At 67.6% G+C, this 25,730-nt stretch carries 22 protein-coding genes and 1 tRNA gene; 8 read left to right on the top strand and 15 right to left on the bottom strand.

Annotated features, from left to right (window positions below; genetic code table 11):
• Nucleotides 1–3 precede the first annotated feature (3 nt).
• Nucleotides 4–1,056 carry a TAXI family TRAP transporter solute-binding subunit gene (locus LZ686_RS02535; protein WP_127898787.1) on the top strand — a complete coding sequence of 351 codons (1,053 nt, stop codon included), beginning with the start codon at nucleotides 4–6 and terminating at the stop codon, nucleotides 1,054–1,056.
• Here the strand turns inward: LZ686_RS02535 and LZ686_RS02530 are convergent, their stop codons facing one another.
• From LZ686_RS02530 to LZ686_RS02475, 12 genes are all read right to left on the bottom strand, one after another.
• Entirely contained in the window at nucleotides 1,057–2,763 is a 1,707-nt protein-coding gene (locus tag LZ686_RS02530; RefSeq protein ID WP_349546895.1) for an AAA family ATPase, read from the bottom strand.
• 903 nt (nucleotides 2,764–3,666) lie between these two features.
• Entirely contained in the window at nucleotides 3,667–4,419 is a 753-nt protein-coding gene (locus LZ686_RS02525) for a hypothetical protein (protein WP_349546894.1), read from the bottom strand.
• Nucleotides 4,420–4,630: 211 nt separating this feature from the next.
• Nucleotides 4,631–5,386, bottom strand: coding sequence for an ABC transporter ATP-binding protein (locus tag LZ686_RS02520; protein WP_127898783.1), 756 nt, complete (start codon nucleotides 5,384–5,386; stop codon nucleotides 4,631–4,633).
• On the bottom strand, nucleotides 5,383–6,417 hold the full coding sequence (locus LZ686_RS02515; RefSeq protein WP_045998917.1) for a FecCD family ABC transporter permease: 1,035 nt from the start codon (nucleotides 6,415–6,417) through the stop codon (nucleotides 5,383–5,385). Before LZ686_RS02515 ends, LZ686_RS02520 begins: the two co-directional genes overlap by 4 nt.
• The gene (locus LZ686_RS02510; protein WP_349546893.1) at nucleotides 6,414–7,424 is read right to left on the bottom strand and encodes an ABC transporter substrate-binding protein; all 1,011 of its coding nucleotides are present in this window, start codon (nucleotides 7,422–7,424) and stop codon (nucleotides 6,414–6,416) included. The genes LZ686_RS02515 and LZ686_RS02510 overlap by 4 nt, the downstream gene beginning before the upstream one ends.
• A 188-nt stretch (nucleotides 7,425–7,612) precedes the next feature.
• On the bottom strand, nucleotides 7,613–7,861 hold the full coding sequence (locus LZ686_RS02505; RefSeq protein ID WP_217845918.1) for a DUF2188 domain-containing protein: 249 nt from the start codon (nucleotides 7,859–7,861) through the stop codon (nucleotides 7,613–7,615).
• Between the two features lie 143 nt (nucleotides 7,862–8,004).
• Nucleotides 8,005–9,189, bottom strand: coding sequence for an alginate export family protein (locus tag LZ686_RS02500; RefSeq protein WP_349546892.1), 1,185 nt, complete (start codon nucleotides 9,187–9,189; stop codon nucleotides 8,005–8,007).
• Between the two features lie 21 nt (nucleotides 9,190–9,210).
• Nucleotides 9,211–11,367 carry a phosphotransferase gene (locus LZ686_RS02495; protein ID WP_349546891.1) on the bottom strand — a complete coding sequence of 719 codons (2,157 nt, stop codon included), beginning with the start codon at nucleotides 11,365–11,367 and terminating at the stop codon, nucleotides 9,211–9,213.
• A complete protein-coding gene (locus LZ686_RS02490; RefSeq protein WP_349546890.1) occupies nucleotides 11,351–13,204 on the bottom strand; it encodes an ABC transporter ATP-binding protein in 1,854 nt (617 codons plus the stop codon). Before LZ686_RS02490 ends, LZ686_RS02495 begins: the two co-directional genes overlap by 17 nt.
• Entirely contained in the window at nucleotides 13,204–14,364 is a 1,161-nt protein-coding gene (locus tag LZ686_RS02485) for a glycosyltransferase family 4 protein (RefSeq protein ID WP_349546889.1), read from the bottom strand. The genes LZ686_RS02490 and LZ686_RS02485 overlap by 1 nt, the downstream gene beginning before the upstream one ends.
• Nucleotides 14,364–15,596: a glycosyltransferase family 4 protein gene (locus tag LZ686_RS02480; protein WP_349546888.1), complete on the bottom strand. Its 1,233-nt coding sequence runs from the start codon at nucleotides 15,594–15,596 to the stop codon at nucleotides 14,364–14,366. The genes LZ686_RS02485 and LZ686_RS02480 overlap by 1 nt, the downstream gene beginning before the upstream one ends.
• A gap of 27 nt (nucleotides 15,597–15,623) precedes the next feature.
• Nucleotides 15,624–16,877, bottom strand: a complete 1,254-nt coding sequence (locus LZ686_RS02475; RefSeq protein WP_349546887.1) for a glycosyltransferase family protein — start codon at nucleotides 16,875–16,877, stop codon at nucleotides 15,624–15,626.
• A 216-nt stretch (nucleotides 16,878–17,093) separates the two neighbouring features.
• Here LZ686_RS02475 and LZ686_RS02470 point away from each other — a divergent pair, with 216 nt between their 5' ends.
• The 5 genes from LZ686_RS02470 to arsJ are packed head-to-tail and all read left to right on the top strand — an operon-like array spanning nucleotide 17,094 to nucleotide 22,531.
• Nucleotides 17,094–18,674 carry a sensor histidine kinase gene (locus tag LZ686_RS02470; RefSeq protein WP_217845934.1) on the top strand — a complete coding sequence of 527 codons (1,581 nt, stop codon included), beginning with the start codon at nucleotides 17,094–17,096 and terminating at the stop codon, nucleotides 18,672–18,674.
• Nucleotides 18,671–19,357: a response regulator transcription factor gene (locus LZ686_RS02465; RefSeq protein ID WP_349546886.1), complete on the top strand. Its 687-nt coding sequence runs from the start codon at nucleotides 18,671–18,673 to the stop codon at nucleotides 19,355–19,357. The genes LZ686_RS02470 and LZ686_RS02465 overlap by 4 nt, the downstream gene beginning before the upstream one ends.
• Before the next feature lie 60 nt (nucleotides 19,358–19,417).
• Nucleotides 19,418–20,254, top strand: a complete 837-nt coding sequence (locus tag LZ686_RS02460; protein ID WP_273743420.1) for an arsenate reductase/protein-tyrosine-phosphatase family protein — start codon at nucleotides 19,418–19,420, stop codon at nucleotides 20,252–20,254.
• Between the two features lie 4 nt (nucleotides 20,255–20,258).
• Nucleotides 20,259–21,269: an ArsJ-associated glyceraldehyde-3-phosphate dehydrogenase gene (locus LZ686_RS02455; RefSeq protein ID WP_349546885.1), complete on the top strand. Its 1,011-nt coding sequence runs from the start codon at nucleotides 20,259–20,261 to the stop codon at nucleotides 21,267–21,269.
• Nucleotides 21,266–22,531 (top strand): organoarsenical effux MFS transporter ArsJ, encoded by a 1,266-nt coding sequence (gene arsJ / locus LZ686_RS02450; RefSeq protein ID WP_349546884.1) that lies wholly within the window; start codon nucleotides 21,266–21,268, stop codon nucleotides 22,529–22,531. Before LZ686_RS02455 ends, arsJ begins: the two co-directional genes overlap by 4 nt.
• 17 nt (nucleotides 22,532–22,548) lie before the next feature.
• Here the strand turns inward: arsJ and LZ686_RS02445 are convergent, their stop codons facing one another.
• Both LZ686_RS02445 and LZ686_RS02440 read right to left on the bottom strand, forming a co-directional pair.
• Nucleotides 22,549–23,109 carry a P-loop NTPase family protein gene (locus LZ686_RS02445; protein ID WP_349546883.1) on the bottom strand — a complete coding sequence of 187 codons (561 nt, stop codon included), beginning with the start codon at nucleotides 23,107–23,109 and terminating at the stop codon, nucleotides 22,549–22,551.
• A gap of 172 nt (nucleotides 23,110–23,281) precedes the next feature.
• Nucleotides 23,282–23,358: transfer RNA gene (locus tag LZ686_RS02440), tRNA-Ile, on the bottom strand.
• 106 nt (nucleotides 23,359–23,464) lie between these two features.
• Between LZ686_RS02440 and purM the strand changes: the two genes are divergently transcribed.
• Together purM and purN are read left to right on the top strand one after the other, a co-directional pair.
• Nucleotides 23,465–24,505 carry a phosphoribosylformylglycinamidine cyclo-ligase gene (gene purM / locus LZ686_RS02435; RefSeq protein ID WP_349546882.1) on the top strand — a complete coding sequence of 347 codons (1,041 nt, stop codon included), beginning with the start codon at nucleotides 23,465–23,467 and terminating at the stop codon, nucleotides 24,503–24,505.
• Nucleotides 24,502–25,089, top strand: coding sequence for a phosphoribosylglycinamide formyltransferase (gene purN / locus LZ686_RS02430; RefSeq protein ID WP_217845971.1), 588 nt, complete (start codon nucleotides 24,502–24,504; stop codon nucleotides 25,087–25,089). Before purM ends, purN begins: the two co-directional genes overlap by 4 nt.
• On the opposite strand, the gene LZ686_RS02425 is transcribed toward purN, so the two are convergent.
• A complete protein-coding gene (locus LZ686_RS02425; protein ID WP_127898765.1) occupies nucleotides 25,086–25,688 on the bottom strand; it encodes a thiamine phosphate synthase in 603 nt (200 codons plus the stop codon). The two genes, purN and LZ686_RS02425, sit on opposite strands and share 4 nt — an antisense overlap.
• Nucleotides 25,689–25,730: the final 42 nt, after the last annotated feature.

Here is a 25,730-nt window from a genome sequence, read left to right as displayed (position 1 = left end):
ACGATGCCAATTTCCAAGCTTCTGCAACGCCTTGCCTTCGGGATCTGCGTGGCGTCCGGCATGTCCGTCGCAGGCCATGCCCAGAACGCCGACATGACGATCATGACCGGATCGCCGACCGGCACCTATATCCAGATCGGTCGCGACCTGAGCGGCCTGATGCAGCAATGCGGCCAGAACCTGGAGGTCGTCGAATCGGCCGGCTCGCTGGAGAATTTCCTGGCCGTGCGTCAGCGCCCCAACACTCAGTTCGGCATCGTCCAGAACGACGTGCTGGAGTACATGCAGACATTCGCAAGCGATGATCCTGCCGTGGCGCGGGCCATCGCCGGCGTTCGGATCGCCTTTCCCCTGTACGAGGAGGAAGTCCACATCCTGGCGCGCCGCGACATCGCCGACTTCGGCGGGCTGAACGGCAAGCGGGTCGCCATCGGGGTCGAAGACAGCGGCACCTATCTGACCGCATCGCTGATGATCTCTCTGGCCGGCATCGAACCGGCCGAGGTGCTGCCCATCGCACCCGGCGATGCGCTGCCGCAGCTGGAAGCGGGCGACATCGATGCCTTCTTCTATGTCGCGGGGGCGCCGGCCGCGCTGTATGCCGAAAACGAGATCGACGGAGAGCAGTTCCACCTGCTGCCGATCCAGGATGACACGCTGCAGGCGGTCTATACCCCGGCGACGCTGGCAGGCGGGACCTATGCCTTTCAGCCGGACCCGGTGGACCTGGTCGCCGTCAAGGCGGTGCTGATGACCTATGAATACGATCCGCGCGGCAACCGCTATCATCAGGCCAGCTGCCGCGGCGTGTCGGACCTTTCGTCGCTGATCCTGTCGAACATCGACACCCTACGCTCCGACGGTCATGCAAAATGGCAGTCGGTCGACCTGACCGACATTCCGCCGGGCTGGGACATCTCGACCTGCGTGAACCGGGGGATCGACCCGGAATATGTGCCCAGTTGCACCCCCGTCGCGCCAGAGGCCGAGACGCCGACCGACAGCGAGGCCAACGCCGCCTATCGCCGCAACATCTGCGCCGTTCTGGGCTGCTGATCAGGGCGCCGTCGGCACCGCCCAGTCCGATGCCGGGCCGGGCGTACCGTCGGCGCGCAGGGCCGCGACCCGCCACCGTGCGACGGGCTGTTCGATCAGGGCAGCTGTCAGGTCGGTGTCGATCTGTTCGATCTGCTCCGATCCTTCGACGTTGAATTCCACGCGGTACTGCACCGGGTCCGGCCCATCGGGTGCGGACCAGTACAGTTCGGACTGACCTGCCGTCAGGATGGTCTGGCGGTTCGGGGTGGGCATGCCGGAGACCTCTGCGGGGGACGCATCGGCGACATCAAGCTCGCGCAGCCGTGCAACGGCGCCCGAGATATCGGGTGCCTTGCGATACCATGCGCGGGCGCTGTTCGGATCGGCCTCGACCCCGATGCCGGTCTCGTACAGCTGACCCAGATAGTACGCGGCCCGTTCGTTGCCCCACAGCGCAGCACGCTTGTACAGCGCCAGCGCCGCCGCCTGATCGACGATATCCGCCTCGAGCGCCTGCGTCAGGAGGATCTGCGCGTCCGGGGCATTCTCCTCGACCTCCGTCACGATCGCGGCCTGCCGCGGGGTGGGCTCGGCTACGGGTTCCGGTGCGATGGGCGCGGGTGTAGGGGGCGCCGCTTCGGGTGCTTGGACAACCACCGCCGGAGTTTCCGCGTCCTGATCGACGGGCGCCCGGTCCGGGGTCAGCAGATAGCCGCCGACTGCGACAAGACCGATCACGGCCGCGCCGGCCAGGGCGGGCGTCTGCCACCGACGCGCGGGCGGCTCCTCCAGCAGCAAGGGCACATGCCCCGCGGGCGCCGTCCCGACATAGGGTTCCGGAAAAGACGGCGGTGCAGCGGGTTCTTCGATGGATGCCGCTTCATCGCGGTACCCGCCTGCAGGCAGATCGGGCAACGGGTGGGGCAGGGTCCCGGCCTGCGCCAAGTCGGACAGACAGGCATGGACGAACACTTCGTCCATCCGGCCGCCTGGAGCCATGCGCTCCCGGGACAGGCAGTGCCGCACCAGGCGGTCGATCTGGCCGGGATTGCCGCCGGATGCCTCATGGATCAGCCAAAGCCCGCCGGCATCGAACGGCTGGCGTCCCCCGTGACAGGGGCATTTCCGGATGCGGAAGCGATGCGCGATATAGTCGGCGGTCTCTGCCTGCGTCAGGGGCTGCATCCGCAGATGCCCCCCGATCCTGCGCCGCAACTCCTCATGAATTGGGGGGTCGAGCAGGGCGGCGGCCTCTCCACGTCCGACCAGCAGGACATACAGCGGCTGCGGCAAGCCCGAGGCGGCCGTGATCTCCTCCAGAAATTCCTTGGAGGGTTCGGACAACAGATGCGCATTGTCGACGATCAGGACACATTTCCGGTAGGTCGAGCGCCCTTTCTCCAGAAGCCGTGTCAGTTCCGTCAACGGGTCAGGGGAACTGATGCCGAACGCCTTAGGCACTTCCTGCGACAGATCCATGCCCGGACGATCCAGCGTGACCCGTCCGATTTTCATGTCACCGGAGGATTGCGCGATGAACTCCGACGTCAGGACCGTCTTCCCGATCCGGGCCGGCCCCGACAAGACCAGCAGCCCACGGTCGAACTTGGTCCAGGCCTTGATCATCGCCAGATGATCGCGATGCGCTTCGGTCAGATACAGTTGATGCCGGCCCGGTGCCGACGCGAAGCAGGGGCAGGACAGTGTATCAAAGGCGTTGTCCACTGCTCTCTCCACCAAGGCACGAGGTCCAAGCATACCGAAACGGATGCCACACAATCGAAATGCTCTGTTAACCAAGGTAAACAAGAATGGCGCGAGGGTCCATCGGCCACCTGCTCAGGTCCCTGAAAAGTGCATGTCAATTGTTGGTATTGTCCGGCGGTATGGCGATGCCGTGATGAACGCCTCTGTTGAACCCTTTACAGACGCTCCGAGACAATATGTGGCATATATATTATTTAGGGGTCTTTAGTATGATCGCTTAAAATTCAGAATTTTTTAAATTACACCAGTATGGGCTTGTGTTTATGGTATGACTGACAGATGCGTTAAGGATAGGGATAGAATATTCGCAAGGCAATTTTTGGAATTTTCATTATAAATCAACTTCATGTAATTTAATGGTCTTCGAATTTTGAGAACGATATCCACTAAATAGTGTACGTCTCCACGTTAATCCTTTTGGTATCTCAAAATGTCCTTCTAGGTGTAATTAGCGCAGACGGCGTTGCATCTGTTGATGCCGTGGCGCATAAGCATAATGGAAAGTCCTGCCCGGACTTTGAAGTATAGAACAGCATATTTGATTTCTTTTACCTCCATGGATGGTCAAGTCATATTCTCCAAAAGGTTGATCGAAAAATAATCTATCAACCATGTAGCGAATATTGGAGTAGAGCTTGTCGCTTTCGGCACCACTGGAGCGTTCAGGAAAACTGCAAGTATACTGAGCTTTCAAATGATCGGCAGGCCAGCGCAATCGAGACGCCCAGTACTAGGCGCTGGCGATTTCATGGCCTGTTTTATAGTGGAAAGGCCAGCCAACCCGGAAAGGCAAGTCACGATCGCCCTGGCTTTACGCCAAAGTATTCCGCTCTCCGGAGGCGCCAATACAGACGCCCCCAATCACGGCAGCCAGATTTCGATCGTGCCGTCCCGCGGGGTGGGGCGGAAGAAGGTGAAGTCTGCCACCGTCGCCCGGCCACCCCCGCCGATCAGGTCGGCGATGGTCCCGGAAACCTCGCGGTCGGCGTCCTGAAAATAGCGGATGCTCTGGCGGTCCACCGCGTAGCGGACGGGACGGGTCTCGACCTCGGCGGTGCCCAGGGCGCGCAGAAGGCGGCTGATCTCCTGCGAACGCTCGAACCCGCCACGTTCGGGATAGTGGATCACGACCCGCGCCTGCGCCAATGTCCGCGATCCGAAGGACGGTGTCGCCGCGGGGATGCCATTCCACGGCACGGGGGCTGTCGTGGCAGGGGGTTGCGTGAACACGGGTGCACCGGGAGGTGAGACGGGCACCGGCGATGGCGCAACGGGCACAGGCACAGGAACCGGCACGGGCGCCGGTGATGGCGCGACGGGCACGGGTACCGGCGCCGCGACAGGCGGGCTGGGTGGCGCGACGGCGACCGGCGTGCGGGGAGCGGGTTCCACCGGTGCCGCCCGCTCGGGTCGGGGCGCCGGGGGTGCTTCGGGCGCCGGCTGCGGTTCGGGCGCGGCAGCCTGGCCGGGCAGGGGCGGCAGGTGCCGCCAGATGTCCTGCGCAGTGGGAATGCCCCCCGTGTTGCCCTGCGCCCCCGCCTGCGCGGCGATCAGGCAGGCGGTCATGGTCAGCGCCCCAAGGCGGGCTGTCAGCTGGCTGCGGCGTTGGGTCATGTCACGGGCCTTTGCTGTGATGCGTGCATCCCGGCACCTTGATCAGCCACCAGGGCGTTGCACGCGTTGTGGGATGCATAACGGACCCCGCCCGCGTGTCACGTCAAGTTCCGGTTATCCCAGCTGAACGGCAAAAAATCGCTTAATTTCAACGCTTAATTGCGGAAGGCGCCATGTCTTTCCGTCCAGGTTGTCGGTCCGACCGACGGTCTTACTGGAACAGGATGTGACGCCGTCCGTCGCGCGCGTGATGGAAATCGCATGTCACCCGAAACACGTCGGCCAACAGGTCCTGCGTCAGCACCTCGGCCGGGGGACCATCCGCCACGACGCGGCCCTGGTCAAGCACCAGCAGGCGGTCGCAGAACATGGCCGCGTGGTTCAGATCGTGCAGCGCCACGATGCTGGTCAGCCCAAGTCTGGAAACCAGCCGCAGCAGGTCCAGCTGATGCTGGATGTCCAGATGATTGGTCGGCTCGTCCAGGAACAGCTCTCGGGGCTGCTGGGCCAGGGCACGGGCGATCTGGACGCGCTGACGCTCGCCGCCCGACAGGCCCTGCCAGCTTTCATGGCGGAACGCGGTCATGTCGACCTGTTCCAGCGCCCGTTCGACCGCGATCATGTCGGCCGTCGAACATCCCGCCAGAGGCGCGCGGTGGGGTGTCCGTCCCAGCATCACGACCTCCTGGACGGTCACGTTCATTTCGGTCTGCGCGTGCTGCTGGACCAGAGCCACGCGCCGTGCCAGGTCGCGCCGGCGCATTCCCGCGATGTCCTGTCCATCCAGCGTGACCTGGCCCCGGTCCGGCCGCCGCAGCCCCGCCAACAGCCGCAGCAGAGAGGACTTGCCCGACCCGTTCGGCCCCAACAGCCCCAGGATCGTGCCCGGCTGAACGCGCAGCGACACGTCATGCAGGATCGCCTTGCGCCCGACGCCCCAGGACAGGTTGGTGGCTGCGATGCTCATGCCGTGGCCCTCGCGCGGTACAGGATCAGTGAAAAGCACGGGACGCCCACCAGCGCGGTGACGATGCCGATGGGCAGGGTCTGCTGGGTCATCACGCTGCGCGAGACGATGTCGGCCAGGACCATGAAGACCGCGCCGACCACCGCGCAGGCGGGCAGCAGACGCATGTGTCCCGGCCCGATCAGGAACCGCACCGCGTGGGGGACGACCAGCCCGACAAAGCCGATGGATCCGACCATGCTGACGATGGTCGCGGTGATCAACGCCGTCGTCGCGAACAGGACGATCCGCACCCGGCCCACCGCGATCCCCATGGATGCGGCCGCGTCGTCGCCGAAGGTGAAGGCATCCAGCGCGTGTGCATACCAGATGCAGACGACAAGCCCGATCAGCATCACCACGGCCAGCAGCTGGAATTCCGGCCAGCGCACGCCGCCAAAGCTGCCCAGCAGCCAGAACATCACGTCACGCGCCTGCTGAGCGTTGCCCGAGGTGGTGACAACATAGGCGGTCAGCGCGTTGAACAGCTGTGCGGCCGCGACCCCGGCCAGGATCGTGCGATCCGGCCCGCCGCGCCCGCCATCCGACAGCAGCGCCACAAAGGCAAAGGCCGCCAGCGCCCCGGCAAAGGCGCCGGCCGACAGCGACACGGTGCCCGCGCCGACGCCCAGGATGATCACCGCCACGGCCCCCGTGGACGCACCGGCGGACACGCCCAGCACATAGGGCTCGGCCAAGGTATTGCGCAGCAGCGATTGCAGGATCGCACCGCAGATCGCCAATCCCGCCCCGCACAGCGCCGCGACCAGCGCCCGGCTGAGACGCAGATCCCAGATCACGCTGTCCTGGATGCGGCTGATCTGCGCATCGGTCCAGCCCAGGTGGTTGGTGGCCGACAGGCCGACGGTCGCCAGCGGGATCCGCATCTCTCCAATGCTGACGGCCAAAGCCACCGCGACCGTCAGGGCCGCGGTCGCGATCATCAGCAGGGCGGCGAAACCGCCCCTGCCGCGATGGGCCGAAACGCTCATTTCCCCTGCAGCGCGTCCAGCTGACGGGCCAGCTCCTCGGCGCCATAGATGGTGCGGATCGTCGGGTTCATCGCCGCGCCGTTCATGGTCAGAATGTGGCCCTGCTGCACCGCGGGCATCTGGCTGACCGAGGGGTCGCTTTCCAAAAACGCAATCTTGTTGTCGGCGCGGTCCAGGTCCCACCGGTCGCGGTCCAGCGATGCGGCGACGATATAGGTCGGATCGGCGGCGATGATGCCCTCCCACCCGACGGTCGGCCATTCCGCCTCGGTCGTGATCGCGTTGCGGCCGCCCAGCAGGCCGGCGATGAAGCCCGATGCACCGTTCTTGCCGCCCAGATAGGCGTCCTCTCCGGCAGAGGGGCTGGAGAACCAGAACAGGAAGGTCGTGTCATCGTCGCGGTCGAACCGCGCCCGCAGGTCAGCCTCGCGCTTGCGGAAGTCGGCGATCAGCGCCTGCCCGCGATCGGCCACGTCAAAGATGCGCGACAGCTCGTCGATCTCCTGGTACAGAAGATCCATGTTCCACAGCTGATCACGGCTGCCATAGATGTCGCCGGCATCGTCGCGGGTGTTGCAGATGCCGGGCGACAGATAGCTTGGAATGCCCAGATCGGCAAAGTCCTGTCGCTTGGCGACCTTGCTGTCATCGCCCAGCAGCAGCGGCAACTGTGCCGCCACGAAGTCCGGCTCTTTGGTCAGGATCCCCTCCAGCGTGGGCTGTTCGACGGTCAAGATCTCGACGGCGGCATTCGCCTCTTCCAGCTCGGGCAGCACCTTGGTGGGCCAGAAGGCCGACGCGGCCAACCTGTCCTGCAGCCCCAGCATCAGCAGGATCTCGGCGCTGTTCTGGCCCAAGGCCACGGCATTCTGCGGCGCCTGTTCGATGGTGATCTCAACGCCGCAGTTCTCCAGCGTCAGCGGATACTGCGTCGGTTCGGCCCACAGCGTCGCGGGCGCTGCAAGACAGGCCAAGGCCGCAAGGATGAATCGGGGGGGCTGGTGCATGGTCTGCTGCCTGATCGTGTATGACGTTGCGGGGCCGATAGCACCGCCGGATCAGGTCGGCAACGAAAATAGTCAACTTTAGCGCCCCTCAACGAGGGCGTCGCAGGGTAGCGGTCTTGCGGCGACGGAAATATCAGCGTCGGCACAGGGGTTTGCGCCGACGCTGTCAACTTTAAGGCCTATCCTGCTTATTTCGCGCCGTCGCGGACGTCGACCTCGGGGCGGTCGTCGCCCGAGACGTCCTCCTCGCGCCAGGTGCCCTTTTCGTCCTGGTACTGGACGACCTCCGACTCGCCGCTCAACTGTTGCCGCGCGGCGACGTCGTTGGCGGCGGCGGTCGCCTGTTCCTTTGTGGGATAGGTTTCCGAGAATACGTCGTCCAGCTTGTAGGCCCAGCCACCGTCATGCTCGACGATCTCGTACACGATCTTGGTCATACGCTTTGTCCTTGCTTGGGCAGGCGCACGGTCACGGGTCGTCCGCACGATTGCCTGTTTTCACAGCTCCCGCATCAACGGCCCGCCCGCTCGCTCCGTTCCGCGAAAACTTTCCTGGCCCTGCATGCCCGCTGGCAGGCGCATCAGAACGCGTATTCCATCTCGATCCGGGCAGCCATGCCGCGGTCTGGATCGGCCGCGTCGGACCCCCCGGCGAACCAGCCGATCGCTGCGTCGATTTCCAGTGCATCGGTCGGACGAAGGCCCAGGACCAGGTCCAGCGCGTCGCCCAGGTGGCTGTCCTGTCCCTGTGTCACCGATACGCGGCGATAGTGGTGGTACAGCAGATCGACCGATACCGCGTCGTTTGCGGTCAGGCCGACGCCGGCGGTCGCGATGCGGATGTCGCTCAGATCGGGATCAAGCGCCTCGCCATAGTATTTCAGCTTGGCGAACCCGCCAAGACGCGCCTCGTTCGACTGCAGCCCGGTCTGGCGATAGGCGCGGTCGGTGCCGTCGTCGGGGTCGCCGTCGCCGCTGCCTTGGGCAAAGGCCACCGTCACGCGCGGCTGCAGGTCGTGATCATCCCACAGGCGGGTCGCGCCGATGTCGAACCCGTATCCCTTCAGGCGGCGGTCGTCGTCCGATCCGCGCGACAGCCCCGCATCCGCCCAATAGGTCAGGCCGTCGCCTAACTCTCCCCAGGATCGCAGGCCCAGGGACAGCTGCTCTCCGGCGCCCCTCTCGCGGTCGTCGCCAAGGATGGCGAAGGCCTCGACAAACCGGTCATCAACGGGTTCCATCTGCGCAAGCAGGCCGTAATAGGCGATGCGGTCGCCGCGCGACCCCGGCTCGAACAGGGTGCGGGGCAGCCAGCCCACGCGGCCTGCCAGCGCGTCGATGCGTACCGGGCCCGCGTCGAAGCGGGCCATGACACCGTCGATGTTCTCGTCGATCAGCCATTCGCGTTCGTCGCGGTACAGCCAGCGCCCGGCGCGAATGCGAAAGCCGTCGTCATACTGCAGATACGCCTGATTGACGCGCGCGGTGTTGGTCGTGCTGCGCGGCTCTCCGCGTTCCCAGACCCGTTCGGAGAAGACGTCGAATTCGAAGAAGCCGGACCAGGTTTCCTCTGACGCGACCTCGCCGATCAGGCGGAACAGCGGGCTGACGGCCCCCTCACGGTCCCGGTCGCCATCATCCGTCTGCCGTTCATAGGCCAGGTCCAGCTGCAGCGACCGACGGAACTCGATCGCGGGCGGGTCGGCCAGGGCCGGGACGGGAAGGGACAGGGTCGTGGCAATCAGCAGGGGGCCGATACGGTCCATGCGCAGGGTCTCTCTTGGGAATCAGGTTGGCTGGTGGCAGGTGGCGCAGGCTCTGAGGGACTGCTCGATCAGCGAGTCCGTGGTGTGCCTGCGATCATCGAAACGAAGGCTGATGCGGATGTGGCGGGCCAGCGACAGCGTGCGCATGGTTGCGATGCGCCGGGGGCAGGGCAGGGGGCGGATGCCGGCATAGCCGTCCAGGAAGGCCCGGGCCGATGCGCTCAGCGCGGCGACGTCGCCCGTGGTCCGCAGGGCGTATTCGTCCAGATGCGCCAGGAAATTGCCAAGGTCCACCGCCGGGTCGCCCACCGCATACAGGTCCAGATCGACCAGCCAGACCTGCGCATCGGCGATCAGCACCTGGTCGAAATAGAAATCGCGATGGATGCCGCAATGCTGGTCGTCGCGAAGCCGGCCCATCCGATCCCTGGCGGCGTGCAGGATGCGCCGCAGTTCCGCCTTTCGCGCGGGCAACAGCTCTGCCGCCTGGGTCAGGGCGCGATCCAGGACCGACAGCTCGTCCGCGTGGGTCCAGCGGCGGTCGGTGACGGGCGGCACGTTGTGCAGATGGGCCAGCGCCATCCCGGTTCGCGCCATCGCCGCGACATCCGTCAGGGTCAGGGGGCGGCCGGGCACCTCGTCCTGCAACCACATCCGCATCGTGTCGACGATGCCGCGGGCGCGCGGGACACCCGCCCCGTGCGGTGCCCGACCGTCCAGACCGGCACCGCGCAGGGCATCGTGGATGGCGGGCATGCGGACATCCGTCCCCTTGGCACGCAGCTTGCCCAGGATGGCCGTGGTCGCCCCGCCAGTCGGATAGCGGACCAGTGCCCTGCGGCCTGGCTTGTGGCGGAGGAGTTGGGGCCGGCCCGTGAGATCAAGCCCCGTCGCCGCCTGCAGCGCGGGCCGCGCTTGGTCTGGGTCCAGGGCGGCGTCCAGCTGTGGCATGGCGGGGTCCGAGGATACGCCGCGCATGACCTGGGCCGCACGGTCCAAGAGGGTCCGCGCGCGCGCAGTCCAGTCGGGATGGCGGGCACGAAACCCCTCGGTCACCAGCAACATCAGGGCGCGGGCATGGTGGAGGGGCAGCGTGACGGGCCCGCCGCCATAGCCGCGCAGGACCGCGCCCGCTATGGCATCGGCCTGGACGCGCGACAGGATCCCGTCCACCACCTGCGCATCGATCCGGGCCAGGAAGCTGCCCAGATCGCGGGCCGGATCGCCGCAGCCGGCGTTGTCCCAGTCCAGGATGACCAGACCATCGGCCCCCATCACCACCTGATCCGCGCTGAAATCGCCGTGCACCATCACCGGATCGAACGTGGCCTGGGCCAGCCGGTCGGCCAGATCGGTCGCGATGTCATGGGCTAGGACGCTCAGCTCGGGATCCAGCGGCGCAAGATCGGCGGCGGCGGTCAGGACCGACCTTGCATCAGCCTGGGCGCTCCATGCGGCGGCGGGTCGGAACGGATCGGCATGCAGAGCGGCCAGCGCCGCGCCGATCCGCGTGCAGGTGTCCGCGTCGGGCGCGTGACCGGTCATCTGCGGGCAGACGGGGCGGCCCGGCACCCACGCGGTCATCATCGCGCGCAAGCCGCTGTCGGCCCCCAGCAGGGCGGCCTGCCCATGCGCCATGGCCGCAGTCGCGCCGACAAGCGCCTGGTCAAAGCCCGCCCCGGCCATGATCTTCAGAACCCCTCGCGGCTGGCCGTCAAGGTCGAGGCGGGCCACCAGCCGTCGCCCCGGCTTGTAGCGCAGCAGGATCAGGTCGCCCGCGGCCAGATGCGGCGGCACACCGGTCACGCGCCGCAGGGCGTCCTGTCGCCGTGCAGGGTCCAGGAACCGCGCAAGGCTGCGCAGATGACGGTCCAGCCGCGCCGGGATGACGATCACGCCGCGGTCGGGCAGCATCACGACATCGAGGTTGTCGCGCCAACGGGACCGGCGGCTTTCCTCGGCATACCGATCGGGGGCATAGGCATAGGCGGCCAGCGCCTCTCCGTCCGCGGACAGGAACGACGCGACGCAGCTGACCCCGGGTTTGTAGCGCAGATAGGCCGGCTGCAAGGCGTCACGCCCCAAGGCCGCCGCCATCGCCTGCGCGTCCAGCATCAGCGGCAGACCGACCAGCGCCGGATCTCGGTCGCAGATCGCGCGATCAGCCGGCGACAGCACGCAGCGCCCCCCCATCCTGACCACGACCCTGCAGCGCCCACAGACGGGCATAGCGTCCGCCGCGCGCCAGCAGGTCGGCATGGCTGCCCTGTTCGGCCACCCGGCCCGCCTCCAGGAACACGATGCGGTCCGCGCGGGCGGCCTGAGACAGATCATGGGTGATCAGCAGGCTGGTGCGGCCCTTGGCCAGGCGCCAGATCGCCTCGGACACGGTGGCCTCGTTGCTGCTGTCCAAGCCGGTCGTGGGCTCGTCCAGGACTAGCACCGGACAGCGGCGCAGGGCGGCGCGGGCAATGGCGATGCGCTGGCGCTGACCTGCGGACAGGGTGGCGCCGCGCTCCGCGACCTGGGCGTCATAGCCGTCGGGCAGGGCCGCGATAAAGTCATGCGCGTTGGCCAGGCGGGCTGCAGCCTCGATCTCGTCCCGGGTGACGTCGCGGCCCGCGCCCAAGGCGATGTTGTCGGCCAACGTGCCGCTGAACAGGACCGTCTCCTGTGGGACAAAGCCGATCTGGCGGCGCAGGCTGGTCATCGTCACGTCGCGGATGTCCTGCCCGTCGATCAGGATGCGCCCGCCCGACGGATCGTAAAGGCGCAGAAGCAGTCCGGCCAGCGTGGACTTGCCCGCCCCGGACGGCCCGGTCAGCGCCACATTCGTGCCCGCCGGAATGTCCAGCGTCAGCCCGTCCAGCGTGGGTCGACCCCCGCCATAGCCAAAGGTCAGGCCGTCGAAGGTGATCCGGCCGGCATAGGCGGGGGCGGCCACGGCATCGGTGCGGTCGCGGATCTCGGGCACCTCGTCCAGCAACTGGACGACCCGCTCGCCCGCGGCGCTGGCCTTGGCCAGACGGGACGCGTATTTGGCATAGCCCCGGATGGGCCGGAACGTTGCCTTGAGATAGGTGATGAAGACCAGCAGGTCGCCCGGCGTCAGCCGCCCGCGCAGCACCTGCAACGTGCCGAAATAAAGAACCAGCGCGATGGCGCAGGCGACCAGCAGGTCGACCAGCCGTTCCAGTCCCGCCGCGATGCGCTTGGCCCGCACGTCGCCCGCCATGCTGGTGCCGTTCGCGCCGGAGAAGGTGTCGGCCGCGCGATCCTCGATCGACAGGGCCTGAACCGTGCGCATGGAGGACATCGCCTCGGCCGCGGTGGCGGCCATCTGGCCCTCGACCTTGCGCTGCTTGCGGCTGGCGGCCTGAATCTTCTTTCCTGCGCGGATGGACGCGAACCACAGAACCGGTAGCGGAATCAGCGCGATCAGCGCCAGCTGCCAGTCCAGCACCATCATGACGGCGACCATGCCCAGCAGGACCAGCACGTTTGCGGCCAGCGGCAGGGCGGCAGTGACGGCAGTCTCCTTGAGCATGGCCACGTCGCCGATCAGGCGCATGGTCAAATCGCCCGCCTTGGACCGGGTGTGAAAGCCAAGCGACAGTCCCTGCAGGTGCCGGAACAGGTCGCCGCGGACCTGGGTCAGCACCCGGTTGCCGACGATCGCGAAGCCGATGGTCGCCAGGTACTGGAACAGCGCGCGCAGCCCGATAATGCCCACCAAGCCAACCGCGCACAGCGCCAGAAGCGTCATGGGGTCCAGCGTATCCACCGCCGCGACCCCCGATCCGCCTGTTCCCGCCGTGCCGGACGGCACCACGCGGTCGATGACAAATTTCAGCGGCCAGGGTTCCAGCAGCCGCATCAGCGTCGCGCTGACCAGCGCGATGGTCGCCCCCGCCAGCACCGCCCGATGCGGGCGCAGATAGGGGGCAAACCGACGCAGCACGCGGCGCAGGCCCGGCAGCGATTCCGTCAGCGTCTCGGGACGCGATCGTGACATCACGCGGCCTCCTGTCCTGCGGCGCCGGCACGGGCGATGATGCGGGACACGATGCGGTCCCACCCGTGATGGGCCAGAACCTCGGCGCGGGCGCGTGCGCCCATCGCGGTGGCCGCCGCGGGATCGCGGGCCAGACCCGCAAGGGCCGCGGCCAGGGCGTCCGGATCATCCGGTACCACGGTGACGCCAAGTCGGCCCCGGTCCAGCACCTGGGCCAGATCGCCCACGTCGCTGGCCACCACGGGCAGCCCCGCAGCCATGTATTCGTAGAGCTTTAGCGGAGAGAAATAGAACGGCTGATCGGCCCGATAGGGGGCCGTGGCGACATGCATCCGCGCCAGCCAGCCGGGGATCTGGTCGGGCTGGACCGCCCCCGTCAGGTGGGCCGCGTCCGACAGGGACAACTGGTCCAACCGGTCCAGGATCGCCGCCCGTTGCGGCCCGTCACCCACGATCAGCAGGCGCGCATCGGGAACGGGCCCCCGTCGCAGCAGGGCAAAGGCCTCGACCAGGGTCGCGGTGTCGTGCCAAGGCTTCAGCGTGCCGACGAAGCCCAAGGTGAACGGCCCATCCGGCGCAGGGCTGCCGTCGAAACGTGCCGCATCGACGCCGTTGGGGATGACCGCCACCCGGTCGGGCAGGGCCCCCAGGTCGCGGGCGTAATCCGCCGCCGCCGCCGACACGGCCGCGACCAGACGGGCGGCCCCGAATGCCCGGCGGGCGCTGGCTTGGGCGTCCGACTGGCGGACCATGTGGCGGTGACGGGTCTGCTCGGCGATCAGGGGGGCGTTCAGTTCCAGGGCAGACGGCACACCGCCGCGACTGGCCCATTCTATCGCCCCATGCGCGAACAGCGCGTGGCGTTCATAGACCAGGTCGAACGGCCCCGCCTGCGTCAGCGCCGCAGCGACCGTCTCGTTCAGCGCCAACGCCCAAGCGGCACGCGCTTCCGCGTCGTCGCCACGCGGCGCGCCGGGCAGGGGGTGCAGCGCCACCGTCGCGAACTCCGCCGCCGGCGCCACCGCCAGGCACGGAGAGAACAGCGTCACCCGGTGGCCCATCGCCAGCAGCACCCGCAGCACGGATTGCACATGGATCGACGCACCCTTGGTGCCGAAGGGCGGAATGCCAGGATCGGTGGTGACATAGGCAACGTGCATCACGCGGACCTCTGCTGGGGAAGGTCGGTGCCCGCGATGGCGTCGTGCCAGATGGCGCGAAGCCGCGCGGCGTTGACGTGCTGGTCGAATTCCTGCGCGATCAACGCGCGTCCCGCGGTCGAGAACCGCTGCCGCAGGTCCGCATCGTCCAGCATCCGCGCAAGCGCCGTGGCCAGCGCCTGGGGGTCGCCTTCCGGGACGCAGAACCCGGTCTGCCCGTCGCGGACCAGTTCCGGGATGCCGGTGACGGCGGTCGAGACGCAGGGCGTTCCCAGGGCCATCGCCTCCAGCAGGACGGTGGGCAGGCCGTCGCGGTTGCCGTCGTGGCCCACCACGCAGGGGCAGGCGAAGACGGCAGCCTGGCGCATCATCGCGATCACCTCGGATTGCGGACGCAGGCCTGCCAGGGTGACCGCATCGCCCAAGTCGGCGGCGGCGATCTGGGCCGCCAGATAGGACGCCTCGTCCCCGCCGCCCACGATGGTGCAGCGCACGCTGCGGCCCCGGTCGCGCAGCAGGCGTACGGCCTCGATCAGGATGTGGAACCCCTTCTTCTCGACCAGGCGTCCGACCGCCAGGATGTCGGTCGCATCGGGTGCGGGGTTCTGATGGGCGAAACGGTCCAGGTCCAGGCCGTTGTAGATGCGGCTGACATTGGTCGCGTCCTGGCCGAACCGCTGTTCCAGATAGCCGACATTGTAATCCGACACGGTGACGACATGGGCCGCGTCGCGCAGCTTCTCGTCCAGGCGGATGTTTTCCTCGTAGTCGAAATAGATGTCCTTGGCATGCGCCGTGAAGGTATAGCCGATCCCCGCCAGCTGTGCCGCCAGCCGCGCAACCGTCGTGGACACGGTGCCGAAATGCGCGTGCAGATGCGCCACCCCGCGTTCGCGGCAGGCCAGCGCCAGCTCCAGCGCCTGCGCGACATCCTGGCCGCTGCTGTTCTTCATCTGGCCCAGCAGGGTCCATGACGCCGCGGGCAGCCCGGCCCGGGCGCGCATCATCAGCCGCCAGAACGCGTCGGGGTTCTTCAGCCGTTCGGTCAGTCGGGTGACGGGCGCGCGGACCTTGCCCAGGTTGTCCTGAAAGTGCGTCTCCTCGACCGGGCGTAGCGAGAAGATCTCGATCGGCTGGCCCGCGGCCTCGTGCGCCAGGATCTCGTTGACGATGAACGTCTCGGAGTAGCGGGGATAGCGCTTGAGGACATAGCCGATCTTGGGTGCGGACATGGGAGGACGGTTCCTTGTGTCGGGTCTTCAGGCCAGGCGGCGCAGGGATTTGCGGGGGGCCAGCATCCGCGTGGCCATCGCGGTGACGCGCGACAGCCCGTCCAGGTCCACGCCGCGGGGTCCGGCCTGCCGGGTGACCGCGCGGCCCAGCCAGTCGCCGATGGCGGCGGGCGACAGCGCATCGGGATGGATCATGTCGGCGATGCCGCGATCCTGCATGCGCTGCGCGCGGATCAGTTGTTCGGTGCGCGGCCGGACCCGCGGCACCACCAGCGACGGCAGGCCGAACGACATCATCTCGCAGGCGGTGTTGTAACCGCACATCGCCACAAGCGCCGCCGCACGCGCGGCCAGCCCTACCGGTTCGGCCACGAAATCGACCACGGTCAGGTCGGTCCGGCCCTGCGCCAGCGCCGCCACGCGGGCCCGTGCCTCGGGCGGCATCTGCGTGCCGGTGATCAGGATGCCCTGATGGCCCGCGGGCATGGGCGCCGCGGCGAAGGCCGTGCACAGGGCCACCCCGTCGCGCCCGCCGCCCACCTGGCACAAAACGAACGGGCGCGCATCGCCCCCCGTCACCTGCAGCGGGTCGGCCCCCTGCGCATCGGGCGACAGGCGCGCCCGCTGGTCCAGATAGCCGGTATAGGTCACGCGGGCGGACAGTTCGGGGCCCAGCCCGTATTCGTCGGCCGTGGCAAAGAACGCCGGGTCGCCATAGACCCAGATGTCGTCGTAATGCTCCTGCAGCGCCTCGAAATTGCGCTGGCGCAGCCATTGCTGGCGCATGACGGACGGCCGGTCGATGATGTCGCGCAGCCCCAGCACGATCCGCGTGCGGCCCGACCGCTTCAGTGCGCGCAGGGTCGGCCCCAGTTCGTACTGGGCACCGCGGGGGACGTTGTCGACGATCATCAGGTCGGGCTGAAAGTTCTTGACGGCGGCCCGGATCGTCGCCGCGCGGATGTCGCACAGCGCGTCGACCCCGATCCCCAGGTCGCGGGCATGATATGTGCCGTCCGAGGCCTTGGCATAGGCCGGCAGCGTTAGGCAGTCGACGCCCGCGGGCAGGGCGAATGCCCCGGCCTCGCGCATGCCGGCCACCAGCAGCACCTCGGGGTCGTGACCGCAGTCGCGGATCGCCTGCGCCAGCAGCATGTTGCGCCGCAGGTGACCAAAGCCCAGAGTGTCGTGCGAATACAGGACCACCCGCGGCGCGCGGGTCCGCTGACGGCGCAGCGCGGCGGCGTATTGCAGCGGATCGGCGGGGTTCATCTTGGTCATCGGGCCCTCGGGATCTGGGGGTGCGAAGGTGATTGGACGGCGGCGTCTTCGTGCTTCCAAAATATTGGCGTGCGATCCAAAGCTGCAAATTAGAAGATCATTAGAGCCGCGCATCGGCGTTTTTACGGCTGCGAAGTTGCGCTAGTCTGCCGTCTCAGGCGGCACCGTGCCGCCACCGGCCGGGAACGCAAAGCCATGAGAATACGCACGAAAATCATGCTCAGTCACTTGACCGGCCTGGTCACGGTCACGCTTGTGTGTCTGGCGATCATCATCGGGCTGGGCCTGACGCGCGAGGACCGGCGGCAGCTTCAGACATCCTATGCGCAGCTGCGCAACATCAACCTGGTGGCGGTCGACGCCAACAAGCTGTCCGCCCAGATCGCAGAACTGTTCGTCGCCGGGGACCAGGACGCCGAGATCCGCGAGGCGCGCGATTCGCTGCTGTCCGGGCTGCAGCGCCAGCGCGACCTGATCCGCGAGGAACATGCGCTGGCCGGAGAGCCCGATGCGACCTGGGGCGGCCTGGACCGCGTCGCCCAGATGGAGATCAAGGTGCAGGAGATCGACCAGTCGCGCCTGCTGATCCAGGATCACCTGCAGGCGGGCCGGCGCGCGGAGGCGCTGCAGGTGTTCAACACGCGCATCTATCACCAGCTGGGGCAGGTGCTGCTGGAGCTGGTCGAGGAGGCGACCGTGCGCGAACGTGCCGAGGTTGCCGAGGCGCTGGCCAGTTCGTCCCGCCTGTCGGAGCGCGCCGTCGATCTGGCCATCGGGCTGATCGTGGTCGTGGCGGTCTTGGGCGTCGCCAACATCGTGATGATGAACCGCGCGATCCTGCGCCCCGTCTCGGCGCTCTACGCGGGGGCCGAGGCAGTCGGGCGGGGCGATCTGACGCATGTGATCGACAATCCGTCGCCCGACGAGCTGGGCAACCTGTCGCGCCGCTTCAACCAGATGACCGGACAGATCCGCGACCAGCGCGACAGCCTGCTGCAGGCGCAGTCCACGCTGTCCCAGCAGGTCGAAGAGCGCACCCGCGAACTGCGCGAACGGTCGGAGGCGCTGGTGGCCAGCAACGATCGGCTGCGGTCGGTCGATGCCAGCCGCGCGAACTTCTTCGCCGATATCAGCCACGAGCTGCGCACACCGCTGACGATCCTGCGTGGCCAGGCCGAGATGGCGATCCGCACCCCCGACGCCGATGCCGCCACCCTGCAGCAGGTGCTGTCCGAGATCGTCCGCAAGACCGACCAGATCGGGCGGCTGATCGATGACCTGCTGTTCCTGGCACGGTCGGAATCGGGCTCGATCATGGTCAACCGCACGCGTGTCGTGCTGCAGGACATCGTGGGTGACGTGTTGCTGGACGGCCAGAACATGGCGATGCGCCCCGGCGTGCGCATCCGTCCCAGCCAGCCCAGCGAACCGGTCGAGGTGCGCGGCGACCCCGACCGCCTGCGTCAGGCCGTGCTGATCGCGCTGGACAACGCGATCCGCTTGGCGCCCGCCGACACCACCGTCAGCCTGGAGCTGGCGCAGTCACAGGATCACGCCCATATCCGCGTGCGCGACCAGGGACCGGGCTTTACGGGCGACGAACTGGGCAGCGCCTTCACCCGCTTCTACAGCGCGCGCCCGTCGCGGCCGCGGTCGGGTCGCGGGTTGGGCCTTGGGCTGTCCATCGCGAAATGGATCGTCGACCAGCATGACGGCGCCATCCGCATCGACAGCGCGCCTGGCCGCGGCGCCGTGGTCGAGATCACCATGCCGTTGGCACGCAGGGCCGTCGCATGAGCCCCGATCGCGTCCTGGTGGTCGAGGACGACACCGAGATCGCCGCCCTGCTGGCCGGTGGCCTGACGGCCGAGGGCTATCACGTCGATCTGGCCGACTGCGCGGCGGGGCTGGACCAGCGGTTGCGGGACGGGGGCTATGACCTGGTCGTGCTGGACCGGATGCTGCCCGACGGCGACGGCGCCGACCTGTGCCAGGAGATTCGCGGGGCGGGCCATGACGTGATGATCCTGATGCTGACCGCCAAGGATGCGCTGGCCGAGAAGTTGGAGGGGCTGGGGGCAGGGGCCGACGACTACATGACCAAGCCCTTCGCCTTCGAGGAACTGCTGGCTCGCATCGCGGTCCTGCTGCGCCGTGCGCCTGCGCGCGAGGACCGCCCGTCGCGCATCGTCATCGGCGATCTGTGTCTGGACCTGGACACCAAGACCGCGACGCGACGCGACCGCGACCTGGACCTGACCGCGACCGAGTTCTCGCTGCTGCGGTTTCTGGCAGAGCGTCCCGACAAGGTTCAGTCGCGCGTGGACATCCTGAAGGGTGTCTGGGGATACAATTTCGACCCGCAGACCAACATCGTCGAGGTCTATATCGCCTATCTGCGCAAGAAGCTGGATCAGGACGGTGATGAGCGGATGATCCACAACCAGCGCGGCTTCGGGTATCTGCTGTCGGCCCGGTGACGCGGTCCTGTCATGAAAGCTTCACTGGCGCCGGGGTCATTATTCCATTATTCGGGAATCATGGAACATGACCGCGCCGCCAGTGCCTTCGCTACCCTTGGCCATCCCGGGCGCCTTGCCGTCGCCCGGCTTCTGATGCGTTTTGCCCCCCGCGCCGTCCGCCCGACCGAGATCGCGCAGGCGCTGGGGCTGAAGCCGAACACCCTGTCGCACTACCTGTCCGACCTGACGGGATGCGGCCTTGTCGCCGTGCGGCGACAGGGGCGGTCGCTGCTCTATTCGATCGATGTCGATGCGACGGGCCGCCTGCTGGGCTATCTGGCAATGGACCTTGGCCGCGCGCGCCCGGACGTTCTGACCAGCATCCCACAATCCAAGGAGCCGACCGTGACGCATACCGGTTTCCATGTCCTGTTCATCTGTTCAGGCAATTCCGCCCGATCGCTCTATGCCGAGGCGCTGCTGCGCGATCTGGGCGGCGATCGGTTCATCGCCCATTCGGCAGGCACCCGGGCGGGAACGCATCCGAACCCCCTTGCGCTGCAGGTGCTGGACCGCAACGGCCACGACACGACCACCCTGCGGTCCAAGCATCTGTCCGAGTTCCAGTCGCCAGACGCCCCCAGGATGGATTTCGTCTTCACCGTCTGCGACACCTCCGCGTCCGAGGAATGCCCCCCCTGGCCCGGCCAGCCGATCACCGGGCATTGGGGACTGCCCGACCCGGTCAAGGCGCAGGGGACGGACGCCGAACGGGCGCTGGTCTTTGCCCGGACCTATGCCGCCCTGCGCCGCCGGATCGAAGCCTTTGCCGCCCTGCCGGTGGCCAGCCTAGACCGAATCTCGCTTCAGAACCGGGTCGATCAGATCGATGCCCGCGAACTTGCCAAGGACTGAACCCATGACCCGAATCGCACTGAATGGCCTGGGCCGCATCGGAAAGTTGGCCCTCCGCCGGATGATCGACCTGGGCCTGGGGGACCGGATCGTCCTGCTGAACGACGCGGCGGGCGATGCCGATCAGCACGCCCTGCTGATGGAATTCGACAGCGTTCACGGCCGCTGGTCCAAACCCGTCGCGGCAGACGGCGAGGCGCTGGTTCTGGATGGCCACCGCATTCCGCTGACGCATCACCGGACCATCGACGCCCTGCCGCTGCGTGACCTGGGGGTCGACCTGGTGATCGACGCGACGGGCGTGTTCAAGACCGCGGACCGGATCGCGCCCTATTTCGATGCGGGCGTGGCGCGTGTCGTGGTCAGCGCACCAGTCAAGGATGGCGGGGCGTTGAACCTGGTCTATGGCGTGAACCATCACCTCTATGACGGCAGCCAGCGGATCGTGACGGCGGCCAGCTGCACGACGAACTGCCTGGCCCCGGTGGTCAAGGTCGTCCACGAGGCCCTGGGCATCCGCCACGGGTCGATCACCACGATCCATGACGTCACCAACACGCAGACCATCGTCGACCGACCGGCCAAGGACATGCGCCGCGCGCGCTCGGCGCTGATGAACCTCATTCCCACGACGACCGGCAGCGCCACGGCGATCACGCTGATCTATCCCGAACTGAAGGGTCGGCTGAACGGCCACGCGGTCCGGGTGCCGCTGCTGAACGCCTCGTTGACCGACTGCGTGTTCGAGGTCGAGCGTCCGACAGGCGTGGAGGAGGTCAACGCCCTGTTCGCCGCCGCCGCGGCGGGACCGCTGGACGGCATCCTAGGCTATGAGACGCGGCCGCTGGTGTCGACCGACTATGTCAACGATCCGCGCAGCGCGATCATCGACGCGGGATCGACGATGGTCGTGAACGGAACACAGGTCAAAATCTATGCCTGGTACGACAACGAATGGGGCTATGCCTGCCGGCTGGTCGATGTCGCGCGCATGGTCGCGGGGCGGATGGCATGAACCCGGTCCGCGCCTATGCCGCGGTGACGGCGGCCTATTGGGCGTTCATGCTGTCGGACGGCGCGTTGCGCATGCTGGTGCTGCTGCACTTCAACGGACTGGGCTTTTCCCCGGTCCAGCTGGCATGGCTGTTCCTGCTGTACGAGGCTGCGGGGATCGTCACGAACCTGGCCGCGGGCTGGCTGGCGGCCCGGTTCGGACTGGCGGCGACCCTGTACGCGGGCCTGGGCATCCAGATCGCGGCCTTGACGACGCTGGCGCAGCTGGACCCGGCATGGAGCGTCACGGCATCGGTGATGTTCGTGATGGCGGTGCAGGGCGCATCGGGTGTCGCCAAGGATCTGTCCAAGATGTCGTCGAAATCGGCGGTCAAGGTCCTTGCCCCCGCCGCCGATGGCGGGCTGTTCCGATGGGTGGCTGCGCTGACCGGGTCCAAGAACGCCGTCAAGGGCCTGGGCTTTTTCCTGGGCGCCGCGCTGCTGGCCATTGCGGGGTTCCAGGCGGCGGTCTGGGGCATGGCCGCGGTGCTGGCCGCGATTTTTGTGGCGGTGGTCCTGTTCCTGCCCGCGGGCCTGCCCGGTCGGGTGAAGGCGGCCGAAGGATGGTCAGGCTGGCGGTCGCGGGACAGCCGCGTGAACCGGCTGTCCCTGGCGCGCATGTTCCTGTTCGGTGCGCGCGACGTGTGGTTCGTGGTGGGCATCCCGATCTATTTTCAGGCCGTCCTGTCCGATGGCACCGCCGAAGGGCGGCGCGAGGCCTTCTTTCTGGTCGGCGGTTTCATGGCGCTGTGGATCATCCTTTATGGCGCGGTTCAGGCCGCCGCCCCGCGCATCCTGGGCGGCGCCGGCCGACCCGAGGCGCAGATCACCCGGGACGCGGTCCGGTGGGCAGGTCGGCTGGTGCCCATCCCCTTCGTGATGGCGGCGGCGGTCGTGATCGCGGGCGATCCTGCGCCTTGGCTGACGATGCTGCTGGTTCTGGGCCTGCTGGTCTTCGGCTTCGTCTTTGCGGTTAACTCCTCCGTTCATTCATACCTGATCCTGGCCTTTGGTCAGGCACAGCGGATCACGCGGGATGTCGGGTTCTATTACATGGCGAACGCGGCGGGCCGCCTGATCGGGACGCTGCTGTCGGGCCTGTCCTATCAGGTCGGCGGGCTGCCGCTGTGCTTGGCCACCGCCGGCGCGATGGCGGCGGCCTGCTGGTGGGCGGCACGCCGCCTGCTGATCGACAGCCCGGAAAGCGTGGGGCCGGCCCGCTGAAGGCCGTCCTGCATCCTTTACGGTTGCAGCAGAAAACCCCGCGTGCGCGGCACGGGCGCGCAGCGGCGCAGGAACCGCCGCGCCTGCCACCCTGACCGGATATGCGCAAGCGCCAGTCGGGGTCCTGCGGCGGCGATGACCTCGGTCGCGCGGTCGCGATGAAACTGCCGCGAGGTACGGGCATAGGCGATGGCATCCAGCGTGTGCCAGCCGAACGTCTCGCGGCACCCCTCTCCCATGCCCGGCCGCGTGCGGTTGTGATAACGCAGCGACCGCCACGCGACGCGGGCGACCTGCACCGGCCTGGACGGATCAACCCAGATCAGAAGATGGGCACGGGCGGCGCGCTCATGCATCGTCTCGTAATGACCGCCCTCGATGATCCAGTGCTCCTGCGCATGGATCTCGCGGGTCAGGGCATCAAGCTGGCCGGTGCTGCGATGGACAAAGCCCGGCATCCAGCTCAGCTGATCCATGTGGTATGCGGGCAGGCCGGCCAACGCGGCCAGCCGCATCGCCAGCCAGGACTTTCCCGTCCCTGACCCGCCCAGAACCATCACCCGTGTCACCAAACTCATCCATCCCCCAACCGCTCACGAACGCGCGATCAACACGCTCTACGCGGATTGGTTCGGATTTGGCAGGATAATTTCAGCTTGGGACGATTCACGCCGATCCTGCACGACGCTGGTTCCGCAACCTCGCAGCGCGGAAGACGTCCATGCGTGGGATCGGTCGGCGGTGTGGGGATGGTAGGCCCGGCAGGACTTGAACCCGCAACCAAGGCGTTATGAGCGCCCTGCTCTAACCAATTGAGCTACAGGCCCCCGCAGCACGCATTGCCTAGTGCCGCATGGCGGTCAGGTCAAGCTTGGGCGTTGCCCAATGGGTGCGGTTCCGCTATCGGGGGGCCGACATCAGCCGGGGGCCGACATGACACAGAACGGGATCAGCTATCGCGACGCAGGCGTCGACATCGACGCGGGGAACGCGCTGGTCGAACGGATCAAGCCCGCCGCCGCCGCCACGCAGCGACCGGGCGTCATGGATGCGCTTGGCGGGTTCGGCGCGCTGTTCGACCTCAAGGCTGCGGGCTATGACGACCCGATCCTGGTCGCCGCCACCGATGGCGTGGGCACCAAGCTGCGCATCGGCATCGACACCGGACATCTGGACGGTCTGGGTCAGGATCTGGTCGCGATGTGCGTGAACGACCTCGTTTGCCAGGGCGCCGAGCCGCTGTTCTTCCTGGACTATTTCGCCACCGGCAAGCTGTCCGTCGACGAGGGCGCCCGCGTGGTCGAGGGGATCGCCCGCGGCTGCACAGCCGCCGGCTGCGCCCTGATCGGCGGAGAGACCGCCGAGATGCCCGGCATGTATCACGACGGCGATTTCGACCTTGCTGGCTTTTCGGTGGGCGCGATGAACCGCGGCGCGGCGCTTCCCGCGGGCGTGGGGCAGGGGGACGTGCTGCTGGGCCTGGCCTCGGACGGCGTGCATTCCAACGGCTATTCGCTGGTCCGCAAGGTCGCGGAACGCGCCGGTCTGGCGTGGTCCGACGCCGCGCCCTTTGCCGACACCACCCTGGGAGAGGCGCTGCTGACGCCCACGCGGCTCTACGTCAAGCCCGCCCTGGCAGCAATCCGCGCGGGCGGAGTGCACGCGCTGGCCCATATCACCGGCGGCGGCCTGACCGAGAACCTGCCCCGCGTCCTGCCCAAGGACTTGGGCGCGGACATCGACCTGGGCAGCTGGCCGCTGCCCCCCGTCTTCGCCTGGCTGGCCCAGGCCGGAGGGATTGAGACGTCCGAGATGCTCAAGACCTTCAACAGCGGCATCGGCATGATCCTGGTCGTGGCCGCCGACCGCGCCGATGCGCTGACCGACCTGCTGTCCCAGCAGGGAGAGACGGTGCATCGCCTTGGCACCGTCACGGCGGGCGCGGGCGTACGCTATTCCGGCGCGCTTGCGTGAAACGGGTCGCGATCCTGATCTCGGGGGGCGGGTCGAACATGATCCGCCTGCTGCAGGACATGACCGGCGATCACCCGGCGCGTCCCGTACTGGTCGCGTCGAACGATCCGCAGGCGGGCGGACTGGCCCGCGCCGCCGAACTGGGCGTGCCGACCGCGTCCGTCGATCACCGCGACTTTCCGCGCGACCGGGCGGGGTTCGAACAGGCGCTGCTTCAGCCGCTGCTGGCGGCCCGGCCCGACATCATCTGCCTGGCTGGCTTCATGCGCATCCTGACGCCCGAATTCGTGCAGCGGTTTCAGGGGCGGATGCTGAACATCCATCCTTCTCTTTTGCCCAAATACCCCGGTCTCGACACCCATGCACGCGCCATCGCCGCCGGTGACGCCGAGGCCGGCTGCACCGTGCACCTGGTCACGCCGGAACTGGACGCAGGGCCGGCCCTGGGTCAGGCGCGCGTGCCGATCATGCCCGGCGATGACGCCGCGACCCTGGCCACGCGTGTGCTGGTGCAGGAACACCGCCTGTACCCGGCGGTGCTGCGGCGGTTCGCGTCAGGCGACCGAACGCCCCTGGTCCTTTAGCCCCACAGCAGGGCCAGCGTCGCGGCCGGGTCTTCCTGGGTCCAGATCTCGGGGCCCAGGGCGATGAAGTCGGTGATCGGCGTCAGCTGGGTGATCAGCTCTCGCGTGATGGCGCCTTCGGCCACGACCGGCACCTCGATCATCTCGGACCACCACTGGAACAGTTCCAGCTCGACCGGATCACCACGATAGAGCGCGCTGTCGCTGACCGGACCAAAGGCCACGTAATCCGCACCCGCCTCGGCCGCGTTCATGCCCTCGTGGCGCGACGTGCCGCAGAACGCGCCGACGATCGCGTCGTCGCCCAGCTCCTTTCGGGCATAGCGCACGGCCTTGGCCCCGTCGTTCAGGTGCACCCCGTCCAGCCCGTGGCGCAGCGCCAGCTTGACGTGATCGTCGATCACCACGGCCACGTCGCGGGCATGGGCGATCTCGCGTGCCATGTCGGCCAAGCGGCCCAGCTCGTCCTCCTCGGCGCCGCCGCGGATGCGCAGGCAGGCGGGGGCCACGCGGTCCATCACCTCGGCCAGCATCGGCGCCAGGCTGGATGCCTGGGCGCCGGCAGGGGTCATCAGGTACAGTTGAGGGGCGTCGGTCATGGCGATCTCCTTTGTGTCGCAGATAGCGCAGCTTGCCCGCCG

This window comes from Paracoccus sp. NFXS7 (assembly GCF_040148865.1).
Classification (GTDB): Bacteria; Pseudomonadota; Alphaproteobacteria; order Rhodobacterales; family Rhodobacteraceae; genus Paracoccus; species Paracoccus marcusii.
This window is presented reverse-complemented; position numbering and strand designations above follow the sequence as displayed.